This window comes from Sporanaerobacter acetigenes DSM 13106 (assembly GCF_900130025.1).
GTDB lineage: Bacteria > Bacillota > Clostridia > Tissierellales > Sporanaerobacteraceae > Sporanaerobacter > Sporanaerobacter acetigenes.
Map to the genome: position 1 here is coordinate 269,716 of NZ_FQXR01000004.1, position 17,531 is coordinate 287,246.

Sequence of the window (17,531 nt, forward strand, 5' to 3'; positions counted from 1 at the left end):
TTATTCACCTACCCTTTCTATAGCATCAAATGGACAAACTTGCTTACAAATAGTACATCCATTGCAAAGGGATTTGTCTATGCTCACTACATTGTCCTTCACAGATATAGCTGGACAACCGATCTTTAGACAAGTCTTACACTTTTTACATTTTTCTTGATTTACTTCACAATACATATCTTTTCTTCTTCTTTGAACTTCCTTGATAAGTGCACAAGGTTGTTTTGTAATGATAACAAAAGGTTCTGTAGCCTCATAAGCATCCTTTACAGCAGCATTTGTTTGTTCTAAATTGTAAGGATCTACCACCCTTATGTTCTCTTCTTTTATACCTACAGCTTTAACTATGGATTCAATATCTACTATTTGAGTAGGATCTCCCATCAAAGTCTTTCCTGTTCCTGGATTTTGTTGGTGTCCAGTCATAGCTGTAATTCTATTGTCAAGTATTACCATTACCATGTTTGTCTTGTTATAAACTGCATTTACAAGACCAGTCATTCCTGAATGGAAGAAAGTTGAATCTCCGACAAATCCAAATACCTTTTTATCTCTTCCTGCTATCTTAAAGGCCTTCTCAAATCCCAATCCTGCACTTATTCCTGCACCCATACAGATAACTGTATCTCCAACATTTAATGGTGGTGCCATACCAAGAGTATAGCAGCCTATATCACTTGTAACTACTACATCCTTAAGTTTGCTTACAGCATAGAACATTCCCCTGTGAGGACATCCAGCACAAAGAGCAGGTGGTCTAGAAGGAACTTGTACATCTGCATGATAAGTTTCTCTTTTCTCTTCTTTAACTAGTGCCTTTCTAATAATATCTGGGCTCAATTCCCAACATATTGGAATAAAGTCTTTTCCTATACACTCTATTCCAAGTGCTTTTACAGTATTTTCAATATATGGTTCGTTTTCTTCTATTACATATAATTTATCTACAGCTTTTGCAAATTTAACTATCATTTCCTCTGGAAGTGGATAACTAAATCCTATCTTTAGATAAGATGCATTGTCTCCAAATACTTCTTTTGCGTGCAAATAGGAAATTCCACTTGTTATAATTCCTATTTTTTTATCTCCCCATTCAATTCTATTTAAAGGAGTATTGTTTGAATACTGTCTCAATCTTGGAAGTCTTTCAGTTTCTATCTCCATATGTTTTGTTTTAGAGTTTGCAGGTACCATGATATATTTCTTTATATTTTTTACATATTCTTTAACTTCTACTTCTTGTCTTTCGCCAAGTTCTACCAATCCCTTGCTATGACATACCCTAGTAGTCACTCTAAATAATACTGGCGTATCAAAAGTCTCGCTTATTTCAAAAGCATATTTCATAAAATCTTTACACTCTTGACTGTCTGATGGCTCTAACATAGCTACTTTTGCATGAGGAGCATATAATCTATTGTCTTGTTCATTTTGAGAGCTATGAAGTCCTGGTTCGTCTGCAGTCACTACAACAAGGCCTCCATTTACTCCTTCATAAGCCATTGTGAAAAGTGGATCTGCTGCTACATTTAGTCCTACATGTTTCATAGTCACCATTGACCTAGCTCCGCCTATCGAAGCACCACTTGCTACTTCTAATGCTACTTTTTCATTCGTCGACCATTCTGAGTATATTTCTTTGTATGTGGAAACGTTTTCTAATATTTCAGTACTAGGAGTTCCTGGATAAGCACAAGCTACTTGGCACCCTGCTTCATAGGCACCTCTTGCAATAGCTTCATTGCCTGTTAAAAGCTTTTTCATATACTTTCCCCCTATCTATATATATACTTCTTATTCTATTATAACAAATATAACTTAAGAATTGAAAAAATATGAAGAATATTTAACATAGTTGTAAAACATAATAAAAAAGGCTTCTAATAGAAAATTAGAACTTTCCTATGAACTATAGAACATTGAATAAATAAAAGGTAGGTGTTTATGCACCTACCCTTTATTTATTCAATGGGGATTTGATTGTTTTTAGGTGAACTATGTTCTGCTTTAGGTAATTTTACAGTAAGAATTCCATCTTCAAATTTAGCCTTTACATTGTCTTGTTCTATATCATCTACATAAAAACTTCTACACATACTGCCAAAATGTCTTTCTCTTCTAATATAGTTTTCTTTTTTCTCTTCTACTTCTTCTTTCCTTTCTACTGAAATTGTCAACATGTCATCTTTAAGTTCTAGTTTTATATCTTCTTTGCTTACTCCTGGAAGTTCTGCTTCCAATATATATTCATTGTCATTTTCAGCTATGTCTACCCTAATTCCACTATTATCCATAGGGAAATACTTTGGAAACCCTGAATCAGTGTAAAAATCCCCTAACATCACATCAAACATTTTGTCAAAATTCCAAGGTTCCCTAATCATATCTAAATCTCTTCTGCCTCTTCTATATGGAGTCAAGCCAAACATAGTATCGCCTCCTAATATTTTTTATTTATTTGACTTTGACTTTCTTTGACCTTCTATTTATACTTTATCATCTACTTTTTATATATTCAAGTATTGATAAAAGGTGATTTTATGTGATGATGCCTATTAACCAAATTTATTTGAATATTTCTCCATTTTTCTCATTCTTTCTTCACATATCTGCTTTTTAATTATGTTCTTTTACTTGCTCACCCTCATCTTTCATTCCCGTTTTGATTTCCCAATGTATTACGAAAGTTAAAATAACTCTTAATATAACTACAGCTGAAAGTATTATAAATTCATCAATAGTCCTTACTATGACTGTTTTTAAAATTTCTGCAGCCAATTTAAATTCCAAACTTAGAGCTAGAGCTTTTGCCAATTCAATTTTTAACTTTTCATCGCTAAAATTAAATCCACCTTTAATAAAAGCTATAAAAGTCTTTATTGTTGACAAAACTATTATAAATACTCCTATTGACTCTAATATTCCAGTTATATAAGGAATTATCTTTTCTAGAAACATTTCTATCTCCATTATTTTCCCCCTTGTCTCTGTATGAAGTTATACTATTTAAGTGTAACTTTAAAGTAAAATTAAAAGCACCTAAAAAGTGCTTTTTATGGTAGCCCCAAGGAGAATCGAACTCCTGATTCTGCCGTGAGAGGGCAGCGTCTTAACCGCTTGACCATGGGGCCACGTATATTTAAATGGCTCCGGGACTAGGACTCGAACCTAGACAATGTGATCCAGAGTCACATGTGCTACCATTACACAATCCCGGATCGACATCCGACAAAGTATATTATACAACTTATTTTTAAATATATCAACCATGATTTTTGGTGAAAATGTTCCCAATGAATAAAACTCCCTAGAGGAGTTTTATTCATCTATATTACTTATATATTCTATTGCCTTATCCATTCTTTTTATGCATTCTTCCCTGCCCAATATAGAAATGATATCAAATAATCCAGGGCCTACAGTTTTTCCTGACAGTGCAAGTCTAGTAGGATGAATTATATCTCCACCCTTTATTCCAAGCTCATCAATTAAATCTCTATACTCTTTTTCTACTGTCTCCACATCAAAAGCTGGAGCATTTCTAAGGGTTTCCCTACCCTCTTCTAGAAGTTCTACTACTCCTTCTTTTTTAAATCTCTTTTTTACGCCTTTTTCATCATATTCTTCAATATCCTTGAAAAAATAAGTACTAGCTTCAGCTATTTCAGGAAGCAATTTTACCTTTTCCCTAACTGCCTCAACTACTCTCTTCATATATTCGTATTTTTCTTCTACTTCATCTTCCTCTATTAGTCCTTTTTCTATAAAATATGGAATAGATTCTCTCACAATATAATCTAAATTAAGCTCCCTTAAATATTGGCTATTCATCCAAGTAAGCTTATCTACATCATATATCGCTGCAGTTTTTGAAACTTTATCAAGTTGAAATTTTTTCAATGTATCCTCTACAGAAAATATTTCTTCATCTTCTCCAGGAGACCAGCCCAATAGAGTTAAATAATTGACTATTGCTTCTTTTAGATATCCTCTTTCTCTAAACTCCTCTACACTTGTAGCTCCATGCCTTTTACTTAATTTACTTCTATCTGGAGCAAGGATCATGGAAATATGAGCAAATTGTGGTATTTCATATCCCAAAGCTCTATATATATGGAGTTGTTTTGGTGTATTGGATAAATGTTCTTCTGCCCTTATGACATAATTTATCTTCATCATATGATCATCTACTGCACAAGCAAGATTGTATGTAGGCATTCCATTTGACTTCATGATTATATAGTCATCTAATTGAGTATTGTCAACACAAACCTTTCCTCTAATTAAATCTTCTACTTCAGTAGTTCCTTCCCAAGGAATCTTTATCCTTATGACATAAGGCTTTCCTTCTTTCAAATTTTTCTCTACTTCTTCCTTTGAAAGATGGCTACATTTTCCTGAATACCTAAACGGAAGCTTTTTCTCCTTTTGTTCTTCTCTTTCTTTTTGAATATCCTCTTCCGTACAAAAACAATAATATGCTTTCCCTTCTTCTACAAGTCTCATTATCTCTTTAGTATACAATTCTCTTCTCTCTGATTGAAAATATGGTCCATAATCTCCTCCAATTCCTGGACCTTCATCCCAATCCATCCCAAGCCATTTCATACTGGATATTATTTGAGATACTGAATCTTCCTTAAGTCTCTCTGTGTCTGTATCTTCTATTCTCAAAATAAACTTTCCATTATTTTTCTTTGCAAAATAATAATTAAATAGAGCTGTTCTTGCACCTCCTATATGTAAATATCCTGTAGGACTTGGTGCAAATCTAACTCTTACATCCTCCATAATAAAGCTCCTTTCAAATAAACTAATAAGTTTTATTTATTCACATTCTTTATATACTTATAACCTTCATCAACAGATATAGTTGTAAGACTGCCATTATTTACTTTAAATCTATAAAAATATTCTACATTGTCAAATACCCAGCATAGAGCACATCTTATGACTCCTTCATGAGTTATAACCAATGTATTTTTATCCTTCGACACAATATCTTCTAAAAAGTTTGATGTCCGATTATAAAGATCCATCAAACTTTCCCCGTTTGGTATTCTGTAATATATATAGTCATTTGTCCACGCATAGGTTTCTTCAGGATAATTTCTTTTTATTTCCTCATAAGTTTTTCCTTCAAATATACCAAAATCTATTTCTTGTATTCTTTTATCTAAATCGCCTTTTAATCCTAGCAATGCCGCAGTTTCCATTGTTCTCATTAATGGGCTTGTATATACCTTTTCAAAAGAAATACTTTGTATGGGTTCTTTTGCCTTAAATATCTGTTCTCTTCCCATTTGAGACAATGAAGTATCAGAACTTCCATATACACCCCTTTTATTTTCTCTTGTTTCTCCATGGCGAATAAATATTATATCCACAACATTACCCCCATAAAAACTAATAAAGACACTATTTCTGTAAGTTCTATACTAGCTCCATATACATCTCCTGTAAAACCACCAATAGTTTTGTAAGTCTTCAAAGTTATCAAACAAGCTCCAAGCAACGAAAATCCCAATGGTATAAGATACAGCGGATTTATAAAAAAAATAACTAAACCATATATTATAGTTCCCGTCAATGCATATTTTTTAGGTTTGCTTTTAGCAAACATGTCTCCTATTCCACCAGGTCTAGCTATCTTGGTGAAAGACATGAGAACAGCTGCTATAAGTCTTCCATTTCCACAAGAAAGAGCAAGTACGAGAGGAACATTTTTACTTATATTGGATAAAAGTATGTATTTTAAAAGTATATCTAATATTATGGCTACTACACCATAAGTACCAGCTCTACTGTCTTTCATTATTTCAAGTATTCTATCCTTGTCCCTGGCAGAAAAGAATCCATCAAAAGTATCCCCCAATCCATCTAGATGAAGTCCCCCGGTGACAATTATAATAGTGGTTATAGCTAAAAAAGAGGCTATATCAGTATTTATATAGGAAAACAGATAGTATACAAGTCCTGCCAGCCCTCCAATAATCATTCCAGTCAATGGGAAAAAAAGTGTACTTTTAGATAAGTTCTCGCCATTGAAATCTATAGGTATATTTATAGGTATTCTTGAAAGAAATTGAATGGAAAGTATAAGTCCTTTTATCATTTTATCTTCATCGGTATGCCACAACATACCAAATATACTTCATGAGAAATTTGAGCTATTCTCTGATTTACTCTTCCTTGAATATCTCTAAACACTCTACCTATATGATTTTCTGGCACTAGCGAATCCCCAACTTCATTGGTCACCATGACAAGATTGTATCCTCTTTTGTTTATTTCATCTATAAGGGCTTTCAATTCATTGTAAACAGCATCTTCTACAGTTTTCTGAAGTTCTATGGATATTCTCTCTTTATCCTTTGTCATGTCATACATAATATTTGACGTGAGAACAGTTATACAATCTAGTAAATAATACCTTTCTTCTCCCAATGCACTTTGTAAGTCATAGTTTCCTTCAAAAGTTCTCCAAATACTTGGCCTGGAGTCTCTATGGAGCTTTATTCTATCTTCCATTTCCCTATCAGTTATTTTAGATGTAGCAATGTATACTACATCTTTTTTCCCTTCATATATTTTTTCAGCAAAGGAGCTTTTTCCGCTCCTTGCTCCGCCTGTCACTAAAACAATCATTTCATCACCTTATATCTATTAATGTATCCCCATCAAGAGTAGCTTCATCAAATGTAGCCATATGATCCATCACATATAGTGCTGAGTCTATTACTTGAAAAGCTAAAGGACATCCTGAACCTTCACCAAGTCTCATTTCTAAATCAAGCATAGGTTTAACGCCGATTTCCTTTGCCATATACAAAGCTCCTGGTTCTTTTGAAAGATGAGATGGAAATACATATTCTTTAACTAATGGATTCAATCTTACAGCACAAAGAGCTGCTGCAGAAGAAATAAACCCGTCTATAACTATTGGTTTTCTATTTTTAGCTGCGGAAAGAAAACAACCGCACATTCCAGCTATATCAAAGCCGCCTACTTTAGATATAACATCAATTGGGTCTTCACTATTTGGTTTATTCACTTCAATAGCCTTTTTTACACAATTTATCTTATTTTCATATTGTTCTTCTGTAAGTCCTGCTCCCTTTCCACAAGTAATCTTTGGATCAAGACCTGAAAAAACACTCAATACCGCACCACTAGTAGTAGTATTTCCTATACCCATTTCTCCTGTTCCAAGTATACTATATCCTTCACTGTAAAGTTTATCCGCAACTTCTATTCCCACTTCTATAGCTTTTATAGCTTCTTCACGAGTCATACTGGACCCTTTTGTCATATTCTTAGTTCCATAGTTGACTTTTCTATTAAGAATTTTGGGATTGTCTATTTCTCCATTAACCCCAATATCCACTATCGTCACATCTGAATTTGCCAATTTAGAAAGAACAGATACCCCTGTAAGACCTTTTGTCAAATTTTCAGTAAGAATCTTTGTAAAGATTTGTGGAGGAGCACTTACTCCTTCTTCTACTACTCCATTGTCTGCACACATGATGACTATATTTCTTTTTTCAATACTATTGTGAGGCTTTCCTGTGATACCAGCCATCTTTATAACTATATCTTCCAATACTCCTAGACTACCTATAGGTTTTGCTAAACTATCCAATCTTTCACTAGCCAATTTTTTTGCCTTTTCATCTGGCGGTGTTATAGCTTTTAAAGTTTCTTTAAAAAGTTCCATTTTATCCCTCCATTATTGTTATTCGTAATCATACACAATAGTAGATACTACAACGGATTGTCAACAATTATTATATTCTTCTTATGTAGTCTAGTCAAACAGTTTATACCAGATGAGAATTACAGATTTCATTGAAACGACAATGCCTTTATGATATATTAAAACTAAAATATAGTATGGAGAAAAATATGTTTGGATATGTAATACCATGCAAAATGGAATTAAAAATTAAAGATTATGAAAAAATAAAGGCTTATTATTGTGGATTATGTAGAGCTATAAAATATAACTTTGGAAACATACCAAGACTTACAATAAACTATGATATGACTTTTTTAGCCATATTTTTAGATGCACTAGATAGTCATAAAAATGAATATATAAGTAGCAATTGTATTCTTCATCCATTTAAAAAAAGAAACTTCATTGTCAACAGTTCTCCATTAGAATATGCAGCATTTATGAATGTGATATTGGCTTATCATAAGCTGCTGGATGATGTAGATGATGACAATTCTTTTAAAAGTAAAATTTTTTCAGCTTTAATAAAAAGATATTTTAAAGAAATTCCCAAAGAATATCTAAAAATAGAAGAGCATATGGTAAAACAACTAGAAAAACTATATTCTTTAGAAAAATCGGGAAATATAGATAATTTAGATGAACTCAGTCATCCTTTTGGAGAACTTACAGCTGATAGTATACTTAATTACTGCAATGATGAAAAAAACAAAGAAAGCTTGTATTATTTGGGATATAATTTAGGAAAATGGATTTATATAATAGATGCTTTTGATGATTTAGAAAAAGATTTAAAACACAACAAATTTAATGGTATAAATGCCGCTTTAAATAAAGACAATTTACCTTATAATGAATTTAGGGAATCTGTTCAAAACAGAATAAACTTTATTTTGACTTCTTATGCCAGAGAATGTTCGGAAATATTAAATTCACTGCCCATAGAAAAAAATTATGATATTCTATACAATATATTCAACTATGGATTGCTAGAAAAAATGGAATTTGTATTTAAAAAGGAGGAATCTGCCAAATGAAGGACCCATATGAAGTACTTGGTGTAAATAGAAATGCATCTCAAGAAGAAATAAAAAAAGCTTATAGAAAACTTGCCAGTGAATATCATCCAGATAAATATATAGATAATCCTCTTAGGGATTTGGCAGAAGAAAAAATGATAGAAATCAACGAAGCCTATGAATATCTCATGAAAAACAATGGAAAATATATTTCTGAAGAAGAACTATTACATAATGTGAGAATTGATATTCAAAGGGGAAATTTCTCTGAAGCTGAAAGAAAATTAAGTTCAATAAATAATAAATCAGCAGAATGGTTTTTCTTAATGGGAATCATAAATCAACAAAAAGGTTGGTATGATAGAGCTTATGATTGTTTTCAAAGAGCTCATTCCATGGAACCTGACAATAGTGAATACAATCAGGCTTTCAATGCATTGAATAGAAAAAATGACAATTATAGAGAACCTTATAGAAAAGATAAGGATCATGATCTTTGTCAAATTTGCACAACTCTATACTGTTTAGATTGTCTATGTGAATCTATGGGAGGCGACTTTATACCATGTTGCTAAACAAAAGCAAAGCTGTTGCATATGGAGGAATATTGACTGCTTTGGGAGTCATATTTATATATTTAGGAACTATTCTCGCCTATAACAAATTAGCCATGCTTTTTTTTGCTTCTCTTATGATACCTATAGGAATACTTCTTATAGGAACTAAGTATGGTATATACATATATATTTCCACTTTAATATTATCTCTTTTGCTTGTAGGATTCAGAGAAATAACACTATCTTATATGATTTTTTTTGGCCCATACGGAATTATAAAGAACTATATAGAAAAAATAGGCAAAACTCCTTTTGAAATAATTCTAAAACTTTTATATTTTAATTTAGCATTATTTATATCCTACAAGATATATGGGCTTTTTATTTCTACTCCTATAAATATGCAAATGCCTATAATGCAAATATTTATCTTTATTCAACTTGTCTTTTTAGTTTTAGACTATGCTATGACACTATTTATATATAAGTTTAGAAAAAAATATAAGACCTAATACTAGGCCTTATATCACTCCTATTCCAGCTAAAAATACTATGATTATTGCAATAGGTGCAATAAACTTTATCATAAATTTGAAAATTCCCATATATCCTGCATTTATAGTGCCTTCATTAGTCAATTGATTTTTTATAATTTTCTTGTCCAATTTCCATCCTACAAACAAGCTAGTTATAAATGCTGCAATAGTCAAAAAATAATTAGCTGTCAAATAATCTAAAAAGTCAAAGAAATTTTTACCAAAGAATACTTCCCCTGATAATGGCCCATTGGAAAGAGAGGCAAACACTCCTAATACTGTTATAAGAAGCGTACAAATAGCTACCGCTTTCTTTCTATCCATATTGAATTTCTCTATTGTATAAGATACAACAACTTCTAACAAAGACATAGTACTTGTAAGTGCTGCTAAACCTAGCAACAAGAAGAATAATATTGAAAAAGCATATCCTCCTGGCATTTGAGCAAATACATTTGGTAATGTAATAAATACTAATCCAGGTCCACTATTTGGTGCAATTCCAAAAGCAAAAACTACTGGAAATATTGCTATACCAGCAAGTAATGCAATCAAAGTATCTGATATTGCTACCTTTATAGACGTTTTCCCAAGCCCTTCTTCCTTAGGAATATATGAACCATATGTGATCATAATACCCATTCCTAAACTTAATGAGAAAAATGAATGCCCCAAAGCAGCAAGTATAGCTTCTCCTGTAATCTTTGAAAAATCAGGTTTAAATAAAAAGTCAAGTCCCGCTTTTCCTCCTGAAAGAGTAACTGCTCTTATATCCAATATAATAACTATGACTAACAATAGAGGAACTAATAATTTGGAATATTTCTCTATCCCTTTTTCTACTCCTGTGGCTACTACTATGCCTGTTATTGCCATAAATATAACTTGCCATATAACAGGTCTAATAGGATTAGTTACAAAATCGGAAAACATTTTCCCGATTTCTTCAGCTCCAAGCCCTGCAAATTGATTCCCAAAGGATTTCACAATATATTCCAATGTCCACCCAGCTATAACTCCATAAAATGCAAGAATCATAAATGCAGCCAATACACCTAATACACCACTAATATACCATTTAGAACCAGGCACTAATTCTTTAAAAGAATTTATAGCATCCTTTTTACTTTGTCTGCCAACTAAAAACTCTGCCAACATTATTGGGATACCTATAGCTGCTACACATATTAAATAAACTAAAATAAATGCAGCTCCACCATATTTTCCTGTAATATAAGGAAACCTCCATATATTACCTAATCCCACTGCTGAACCTATTGCTGCTGCCAAAAGGCCAAAACTGCTTTTAAAACTTTCTCGTTCTCCCGAACTTTGATTGATGCTTTTTGCATTCTCACTGCTCATTCTTAAGCCCCCCTTGTGTGTATCATTAAATCTCAATATAATAGGTTTTTGCCCAAATGTCAAGGAATTTTCTGAATTATCTAAAAATTAACGAAGTTTCTTTACAAACTTTCATTTTTCTCGTGGAACTAATCTCATAAAATAGCTGTTCTACATTTTTTCTATTCTTCTCCACTCCCAAATATCAATGTTTTTTGTTAATTCATTGACTAGTCTTTACAAATCACCTTTTTACCTCATTTCCAATATAATATATTAATTGATATGTAAAGGAGGATTTGCCTTGTTGACACGAGAAGAGTACATTTCATATTCTTTAGAGTATAATATGTTCTTTTCAAGAATTATGAAAGAACATCTCATTTTTGTAGAATCAGCCCTACCTATTGTAAATAGTGGTTTGATACTTGAAGTAGATAGATTTAAAGAAACTTTAGAAGATTTTTTGATGGAAACTATTCTCTTATCTAATGGCATAATGGATGAAAAAGTCATTTCTTCAAATGAATTAGTTACTCCATATACCCTAAAAGCTGAAATGATTACAGAATATTATACAGGAATATGCATAAATACTGACATCACAAAACTTCAGACAAATTTAGTTCCAAAGCCTTGCCCAATATATCCTGAGGGACTTTATGAAAATATACATTTACTAAATATAAAAGGAATAAATTTAATGAATAACTTAATTAGCATTAAGGAAGACCTTTATAAAAGTGTATTAGAATGTAAAGTATACATCTGGTTATATCCTCATCTATTAAAACATGTCATTGAAGAAGCAGAAATTTATTTAAAAATTCTTGAAGGACTTGAAAATTTAGATGAAAATGTTATAAAAGATGAGTTAGTGAAAAGAGAAGTCTTCTGGAATGAAATAATGAAAGAGCATTCTGAATTCATAAGAGGACTACTTGACCCTACCGAAAAGATTCTAATTGATACAGCTGACGAATTTGCTGAATTGTTTGAGAAATTGGAAGAAGAAGCTAAAGAAGTGCTAGAAAAAAAACTTCCTCCAGGAGAAATAACTAAAAAAAGCAAAAAAGCTACAGAGGATATAATAGAGTTTAAAACATCCGCAGTAAAAGGTTTGACAAATTGCAAGATAAAAGCCATCATACTTCCCCTGTTGGCTGACCATGTATTGAGAGAAGCAAATCACTATTTAAGACTTTTAAAAACAACTTGCATATAATAATTTATAAAAAGTGTCTTCAAAAATGAAGACACTTTTTATTTGGCGGAGAGAGAGGGATTCGAACCCTCGGCACAGCATAAACTGTGCAATGGTTTTCGAGACCACCACCTTCAACCTCTCGGACATCTCTCCAGAGTTTATTTTCGTCTTAAATTCTTAAAAAATTTTTTCATAATACTCGAGCATCCATCTTCCAATACACCAAAAGTCACATCTACACTATGATTAAAGCTTGGTTGATTGACTAAATCTACTACTGTACCACAGCATCCCATTTTATAGTCCCTTGCTCCTATGACTAATCTTTCTATCCTAGAATTAAGTATTGCTCCTGTACACATGGGACAAGGCTCTAGGGTCACATACATAGTACAATTTATAAGTCTCCAACCACCTAAATATTCACTAGCCTTTTTTATGGCAATGATTTCAGCATGGGCAGTGGGATCTTTTAGAGTTTCTCTCATATTGTATCCTGTTGCTATAACTTTTCCATCATGAACAACAATAGCACCTACCGGTACTTCCAAGGTGCTATAAGCCTTATATGCTTCTTCTAATGCAATGCTCATATATACTTCATCCATAACATTCACCAAAATTTAAAAAATGGTGCACCCGAGAGGAATCGAACCCCCGACACACGCCTTAGGAGGGCGCTGCTCTATCCTACTGAGCTACGGATGCACATATTAGACAACTATATATTTTAAATGATTTCCATCAAAAAGTCAACTTATGCATTCAACAACAGTTGTTTTATGTATCTCCATATTCTCAAAAAAATATTAGCTTTTTTTATTTTTTCTTTAACAACTACATTGTATTCACCAATTGTGTCCTCGTTGTCATATACAACTAATTTTCCTATACTTTCTCCCTTTTCTACAGGTAGTGAAATGTTTTCATCAAGAATTAATTCTTCTCCAATACTATCTCCAGCTTTTACAATTGAATAAATGTCCTTTTCAGGATATACCTCTACTCTTTCTTTTTTTGCATTGGAAATTTCAACAGTATCCAAGGGAACATCTTGTGAAAAAATACATTTATTTGTATAATTGGAAATTCCATATTCTAAAAATTCTTTACTTATATCTCTTCGCTTTTCTTCACTTTTAGTTCCCATAACTACGCCAATGACTCTAAAATCTTTCTCATTATAATCATTAGCTGCTATATCCATTGTGGAAACCAAACAATATCCAGCTTTGTTTGTAAATCCTGTTTTTAATCCATCTACTCCATTTATTTCTCCTAATAGAGGATTAGTATTTTCATTTATGAATTCTCTATCATATATATCCATACAAGGTTTCTTAGTTATTTGAAGAATTTCAGGATATTTTTTTAATATATGTCTTGAAAGAGTAAATATGTCCCTAGTACTCATCATATTTTGTCTATTTCCTTCAGGAAGTCCTGTAGAATTTAAATACACTGTATTTAAAAGACCAATTTCTTTTGCCTTGTCATTCATCATATTTACAAAGGTATTTACATCTCCTGCTACATATTTGGCCAATGCATGAGCTGAATCATTGGCAGAAACTATAAGTAAACTTTCAATAAGTGTACTTATAGGGAAAATTTCTCCTTCTTTTAAATTAAAACTGGAACCTTTCACTTCAGAAACATCTTTATCTATATAGACTAAATCATCTAGTGAACGATCTCCCTTTCCCATTTCATCCATGACCACAAGATAAGTCATAAGTTTTGTGATGCTAGCAACTTCAAGAGGCTTATCTATATTATATTCTTCAAGTATTGTACCGTTTTCAAAATCTCCCAAAAGATATGCTGATACTTCTCCTTCTATTCCTACAGATTGTCCAAAAGATACAGAGCTAAATGCTAATATAAATATAAGTAAAAAAATTATTTTTTTCTTCATATTCATTCCCCCATTTTTTTGTAACAAATTTAAATCAAGGTCTATATAATGTATTAGGCAAGATTAAAAGCTTAATAAGGAGGTTTTATTTATGGCAGATGCAAATCGTTGGGGTTGCTATGATGATACAAGTTTGCTATTCTTCTTCCTTCTACTAGTTATCCTATTTGGTGGATGTGGTTGGGGTTGTAGAAGATAGCTGTGAAAGAAGTGGGGGACTTTTCCTCCACTTCAATTCCTTCCGTAAAACCATTTATTTGCTCTGTCTTCAAAACTTTTCCCCGTGACTTCTTCACAAACTTTTATGAAATCTTCTGATTTTGCATTTAAAAATCTATATTCATGATAATACTTATTTAGTATATCATATAAAACTTCTTTCCCAAAATCATCTTTTATTTCATCTAAAAACATAGCACCCTTTGAATAAACCAAAGGTCCATAGTCTGCCCAACTTTCAAATTCACTCAAAGGTTTTAACATGACTTCATCAAAATCATACAATTCTTTTCCATAAGTATAAGTATCTTCTACAGTTTGTTCATAAAAATTTTCGCCTGTTTCTTCTCCATATATTTCACTTACATATACAGTTTCAGAATAAGTAGCCAAAGATTCATCCAACCAAGCTTCATCTATTTCGTCATTTCCTACAACGCCATACCACCATTGATGAGCTGTTTCATGTACTATTACATTTTCTAAGTCATACTTTGAATAATTGTTATAGAATTGTTTACCTATAAACACTATCCCTGGATATTCCATGCCTCCAGAAAAATTGGTAGCTACTACACTATACTGTCCATAAGGATATTTGCCAAATATTCTATTAAAAGTTTTGATTGAATTTTCTACTGTCTTATATGCAAAATCATTTATACTTGGATAGTCTTCTAAAAAATAGGCTTTTACTTGAGTACCTTCCACTTCTCCTTCTAAAACCTTGAACTTATTGCTAGCTACCCAAGCAAAATCTCTTATGAGTTTTCCTTCAATATCCCAAATTTTTTTATCTCCCTTAACTTTCTCTTTCAATATATTTCCACTTGATGCAATTATAATATCTTTAGGAGCTATAATTTTCACTTTATAATTGCTGGTATCACTATAAAAAGGATCTCCCAATCTATAATACGGATCCGTATTCCAGCCATCTTCATCATAAACACATACTATAGGATACCAATTTCCCAAATTAAATGTATTTTCTACATACCCAAATCTATCTTGAGCTGGTGGAAGCTGTACCTCATATTCTAAATATATCTCTGTTTTTTTCCCTGCCTTTAGGGGAGACTTTAATTTTATATGTAAAACAGTATCTCCCTCGCCACCTATATCATAATCAATTTTTCTTTTATCTACTTCTAAATTGTCTATATCTATAAATCCAGGCTTAAAATCATCTGGATAAGTCATTTCAAGAGCATCCCCAAAAAATGGAGCCGTTTCTTTTGTCTTAAAAGCATTTGGATATAGATGAATAAATATTTCTGACAATTCTCCTCCAGTATTGTTTACATAATTAATCCACTGTTTTCCTGAATAAGTTTTTTCTTTAGTATCCAACTCCACTTCTATTCTATAGTCATTTAAACTATCCAATTTAAGCCCATTGTAATCCTCTGTAATCAATGTAGGACAATTTTTCCCACAGCTAGATAATACCAATGAAAAAACTAGTAAAAGCAAAATAAAAATAGATTTTCTTTTTCTCAAAATATCCACCCCCTGATAGATATAACTATTCTCTAAAACTAAAAAAAATCCTTCAAAAACTTAATATGAGTCAGGAATAATATATATTATTCCTGACTCATATTCCATCAAATTTATTTACTTATCTTTTCTAATCCTTTCATATAAGGTTTAAGTGCTTCTGGAATAAGTATGGAACCATCTTCCTGTTGATAATTTTCAACTAATGCTGCACAAGTTCTTCCAACTGCCAATCCAGAACCATTTAGTGTATGAACATATTCAAGCTTTCCATTGTCATTTCTTCTATATCTAATATTTGCTCTTCTAGCTTGGAAATCTTCAAAATTACTGCAAGAAGAAATTTCTACATATCTATTGTAGCTTGGCATCCAAACTTCAATATCATAAGTCATAGCAGATGAAAAACCTAAATCTCCTGTACATAACATAACTACTCTATAAGGAATTCCTAATCTTTTTAAAACTTCTTCAGCATCATTTGTCAACTTCTCAAGTTCATCATAAGAATTTTCAGGCTTAACAAATTTAACCAACTCTACTTTGTCAAATTGATGATTTCTTATGAGCCCTCTTGTATCCCTTCCAGCGGAACCTGCTTCCTGTCTGAAGCATGGCGTATAAGCTGTATAAAATATAGGAAGCATTTCTTCTTCAAGTATTTCATCTCTATGAAGATTTGTCACTGGCACTTCTGCTGTAGGCACTAAAAAATAGTCTTTGCTTGGTATCGAGAAGGCATCTTCCTCAAATTTAGGCAATTGACCAGTTCCTGTCATACTGTCTCTATTCACCATAAAAGGTGGTGCAATTTCTACATAGTCCTGATCTATAGTGTGCAAATCAAGCATAAAGTTTGTAAGTGCTCTTTCAAGTAGAGCTCCCTTATTTTTAAATATGCTAAATCTTGCTCCTGTAATCTTTGCAGCCCTTTCAAAGTCAAATATACCTAAATCCACCCCTAAATCCCAATGTGCCTTAGGTTCAAAGGAAAAGGCGGTTGGTTCACCCCATTTTCTCAATTCTATATTTTCTTCATCACTTTTTCCTACAGCTACTTTTTCATTTGGTATATTTGGAATTCTCAAAATAGCATTCCTAAGTTCCTTATCTATTTCTTTTACTTCTGCATCCATATCTTTTATTTTGTCAGATAAGTTTCTCATTTCCAAAACTAAATCAGAAGTATCCTTTCCCTCTTTTTTCATTTTGGGAATATCTTTAGATACTTGATTTTGCTTTGCTTTCATCTCTTCAACCTGTACAAGTAAATTTCTTCTCTTTTCATCTAATTCAAGAACCTTGTCAATATCATATTCTCCACTTCTTTTCCCAATTTGTTCTTTTACCCAATCTGGATTGTTTCTTATCTTTTTGATATCTAACATTTTCATCCCTCCCATTCGTTTTTAGAAATAAAAAAACTCTCAATCCCAGTATATAGGGACGAGAGTTTGTATCCCGCGTTGCCACCCTAGTTAGCTAAA

General features: G+C 32.2%; 17 protein-coding genes, 4 tRNA genes and 1 other annotated feature (1 of these 22 running past the window's edge). Of the genes, 4 read left to right on the top strand and 17 right to left on the bottom strand.

Going from position 1 to position 17,531, the window contains the following annotated elements:
• From iorA to cobT, 10 genes are all read right to left on the bottom strand, one after another.
• Entirely contained in the window at positions 1 to 1,764 is a 1,764-nt protein-coding gene (iorA, locus tag BUA21_RS05275) for an indolepyruvate ferredoxin oxidoreductase subunit alpha (protein WP_072743750.1), read from the bottom strand.
• Between the two features lie 197 nt (positions 1,765 to 1,961).
• Positions 1,962 to 2,429 (bottom strand): Hsp20/alpha crystallin family protein, encoded by a 468-nt coding sequence (locus BUA21_RS05280; RefSeq protein WP_072743751.1) that lies wholly within the window; start codon positions 2,427 to 2,429, stop codon positions 1,962 to 1,964.
• Between the two features lie 187 nt (positions 2,430 to 2,616).
• On the bottom strand, positions 2,617 to 2,970 hold the full coding sequence (locus tag BUA21_RS05285) for a DUF1622 domain-containing protein (protein WP_072743752.1): 354 nt from the start codon (positions 2,968 to 2,970) through the stop codon (positions 2,617 to 2,619).
• Between the two features lie 86 nt (positions 2,971 to 3,056).
• A tRNA-Glu gene (locus tag BUA21_RS05290) sits at positions 3,057 to 3,131 on the bottom strand.
• A gap of 13 nt (positions 3,132 to 3,144) precedes the next feature.
• A tRNA-Gln gene (locus BUA21_RS05295) sits at positions 3,145 to 3,218 on the bottom strand.
• Positions 3,219 to 3,318: 100 nt separating this feature from the next.
• Positions 3,319 to 4,791, bottom strand: a complete 1,473-nt coding sequence (gene gltX / locus BUA21_RS05300) for a glutamate--tRNA ligase (protein ID WP_199228851.1) — start codon at positions 4,789 to 4,791, stop codon at positions 3,319 to 3,321.
• A gap of 32 nt (positions 4,792 to 4,823) precedes the next feature.
• The gene (cobC, locus tag BUA21_RS05305; protein WP_072743754.1) at positions 4,824 to 5,387 is read right to left on the bottom strand and encodes an alpha-ribazole phosphatase; all 564 of its coding nucleotides are present in this window, start codon (positions 5,385 to 5,387) and stop codon (positions 4,824 to 4,826) included.
• Complete coding sequence (gene cobS, locus BUA21_RS05310; RefSeq protein ID WP_072743755.1) at positions 5,378 to 6,115, bottom strand: adenosylcobinamide-GDP ribazoletransferase; 738 nt, start codon at positions 6,113 to 6,115, stop codon at positions 5,378 to 5,380. The genes cobC and cobS overlap by 10 nt, the downstream gene beginning before the upstream one ends.
• Positions 6,112 to 6,648 (bottom strand): bifunctional adenosylcobinamide kinase/adenosylcobinamide-phosphate guanylyltransferase, encoded by a 537-nt coding sequence (cobU, locus tag BUA21_RS05315; protein WP_072743756.1) that lies wholly within the window; start codon positions 6,646 to 6,648, stop codon positions 6,112 to 6,114. The genes cobS and cobU overlap by 4 nt, the downstream gene beginning before the upstream one ends.
• 4 nt (positions 6,649 to 6,652) lie before the next feature.
• Positions 6,653 to 7,720: a nicotinate-nucleotide--dimethylbenzimidazole phosphoribosyltransferase gene (cobT, locus tag BUA21_RS05320; RefSeq protein WP_072743757.1), complete on the bottom strand. Its 1,068-nt coding sequence runs from the start codon at positions 7,718 to 7,720 to the stop codon at positions 6,653 to 6,655.
• Between the two features lie 176 nt (positions 7,721 to 7,896).
• Here cobT and BUA21_RS05325 point away from each other — a divergent pair, with 176 nt between their 5' ends.
• The 3 genes from BUA21_RS05325 to BUA21_RS05335 are packed head-to-tail and all read left to right on the top strand — an operon-like array spanning position 7,897 to position 9,829.
• Positions 7,897 to 8,778 carry a DUF5685 family protein gene (locus BUA21_RS05325; protein WP_200796518.1) on the top strand — a complete coding sequence of 294 codons (882 nt, stop codon included), beginning with the start codon at positions 7,897 to 7,899 and terminating at the stop codon, positions 8,776 to 8,778.
• Positions 8,775 to 9,335 (top strand): J domain-containing protein, encoded by a 561-nt coding sequence (locus BUA21_RS15205; protein WP_072743759.1) that lies wholly within the window; start codon positions 8,775 to 8,777, stop codon positions 9,333 to 9,335. Before BUA21_RS05325 ends, BUA21_RS15205 begins: the two co-directional genes overlap by 4 nt.
• The gene (locus BUA21_RS05335) at positions 9,326 to 9,829 is read left to right on the top strand and encodes a hypothetical protein (protein WP_072743760.1); all 504 of its coding nucleotides are present in this window, start codon (positions 9,326 to 9,328) and stop codon (positions 9,827 to 9,829) included. The genes BUA21_RS15205 and BUA21_RS05335 overlap by 10 nt, the downstream gene beginning before the upstream one ends.
• A 9-nt stretch (positions 9,830 to 9,838) precedes the next feature.
• Here BUA21_RS05335 and BUA21_RS05340 read toward each other — a convergent pair whose 3' ends face one another.
• Positions 9,839 to 11,218, bottom strand: a complete 1,380-nt coding sequence (locus BUA21_RS05340) for a sodium-dependent transporter (protein WP_072743761.1) — start codon at positions 11,216 to 11,218, stop codon at positions 9,839 to 9,841.
• Between the two features lie 283 nt (positions 11,219 to 11,501).
• On the opposite strand from BUA21_RS05340, the gene BUA21_RS05345 reads away from it, so the two are divergent.
• Complete coding sequence (locus tag BUA21_RS05345) at positions 11,502 to 12,422, top strand: DUF2935 domain-containing protein (protein ID WP_072743762.1); 921 nt, start codon at positions 11,502 to 11,504, stop codon at positions 12,420 to 12,422.
• 43 nt (positions 12,423 to 12,465) lie between these two features.
• On the opposite strand, the gene BUA21_RS05350 is transcribed toward BUA21_RS05345, so the two are convergent.
• From BUA21_RS05350 to serS, 6 genes are all read right to left on the bottom strand, one after another.
• Positions 12,466 to 12,557 (bottom strand) — tRNA-Ser (locus tag BUA21_RS05350).
• A 5-nt stretch (positions 12,558 to 12,562) separates the two neighbouring features.
• Positions 12,563 to 13,021 carry a tRNA adenosine(34) deaminase TadA gene (gene tadA / locus BUA21_RS05355; protein ID WP_327198036.1) on the bottom strand — a complete coding sequence of 153 codons (459 nt, stop codon included), beginning with the start codon at positions 13,019 to 13,021 and terminating at the stop codon, positions 12,563 to 12,565.
• Positions 13,022 to 13,035: 14 nt separating this feature from the next.
• A tRNA-Arg gene (locus tag BUA21_RS05360) sits at positions 13,036 to 13,112 on the bottom strand.
• Between the two features lie 49 nt (positions 13,113 to 13,161).
• Entirely contained in the window at positions 13,162 to 14,322 is a 1,161-nt protein-coding gene (locus BUA21_RS05365) for a D-alanyl-D-alanine carboxypeptidase family protein (protein ID WP_072743764.1), read from the bottom strand.
• Between the two features lie 231 nt (positions 14,323 to 14,553).
• A complete protein-coding gene (locus BUA21_RS05370) occupies positions 14,554 to 16,053 on the bottom strand; it encodes a M1 family metallopeptidase (RefSeq protein ID WP_234973680.1) in 1,500 nt (499 codons plus the stop codon).
• Between the two features lie 104 nt (positions 16,054 to 16,157).
• Positions 16,158 to 17,432, bottom strand: a complete 1,275-nt coding sequence (serS, locus tag BUA21_RS05375; RefSeq protein ID WP_072743765.1) for a serine--tRNA ligase — start codon at positions 17,430 to 17,432, stop codon at positions 16,158 to 16,160.
• A 51-nt stretch (positions 17,433 to 17,483) separates the two neighbouring features.
• Positions 17,484 to 17,531 (bottom strand) — a binding site (T-box leader); it runs 121 nt beyond the window's last position.

Excerpts from the sequence above, each read along its gene's own strand:
- iorA (WP_072743750.1), bottom strand. The coding sequence starts at position 1,764 with ATGAAAAAGCTTTTAACAGGCAATGAAGCTATTGCAAGAGGTGCCTAT.
- BUA21_RS05280 (WP_072743751.1), bottom strand. The coding sequence starts at position 2,429 with ATGTTTGGCTTGACTCCATATAGAAGAGGCAGAAGAGATTTAGATATG.
- BUA21_RS05285 (WP_072743752.1), bottom strand. The coding sequence starts at position 2,970 with ATGGAGATAGAAATGTTTCTAGAAAAGATAATTCCTTATATAACTGGA.
- gltX (WP_199228851.1), bottom strand. The coding sequence starts at position 4,791 with ATGGAGGATGTAAGAGTTAGATTTGCACCAAGTCCTACAGGATATTTA.
- cobS (WP_072743755.1), bottom strand. The coding sequence starts at position 6,115 with ATGATAAAAGGACTTATACTTTCCATTCAATTTCTTTCAAGAATACCT.
- cobU (WP_072743756.1), bottom strand. The coding sequence starts at position 6,648 with ATGATTGTTTTAGTGACAGGCGGAGCAAGGAGCGGAAAAAGCTCCTTT.
- cobT (WP_072743757.1), bottom strand. The coding sequence starts at position 7,720 with ATGGAACTTTTTAAAGAAACTTTAAAAGCTATAACACCGCCAGATGAA.
- BUA21_RS05325 (WP_200796518.1), top strand. The coding sequence starts at position 7,897 with ATGGAGAAAAATATGTTTGGATATGTAATACCATGCAAAATGGAATTA.
- BUA21_RS15205 (WP_072743759.1), top strand. The coding sequence starts at position 8,775 with ATGAAGGACCCATATGAAGTACTTGGTGTAAATAGAAATGCATCTCAA.
- BUA21_RS05335 (WP_072743760.1), top strand. The coding sequence starts at position 9,326 with ATGTTGCTAAACAAAAGCAAAGCTGTTGCATATGGAGGAATATTGACT.
- BUA21_RS05340 (WP_072743761.1), bottom strand. The coding sequence starts at position 11,218 with ATGAGCAGTGAGAATGCAAAAAGCATCAATCAAAGTTCGGGAGAACGA.
- BUA21_RS05365 (WP_072743764.1), bottom strand. The coding sequence starts at position 14,322 with ATGAAGAAAAAAATAATTTTTTTACTTATATTTATATTAGCATTTAGC.
- serS (WP_072743765.1), bottom strand. The coding sequence starts at position 17,432 with ATGTTAGATATCAAAAAGATAAGAAACAATCCAGATTGGGTAAAAGAA.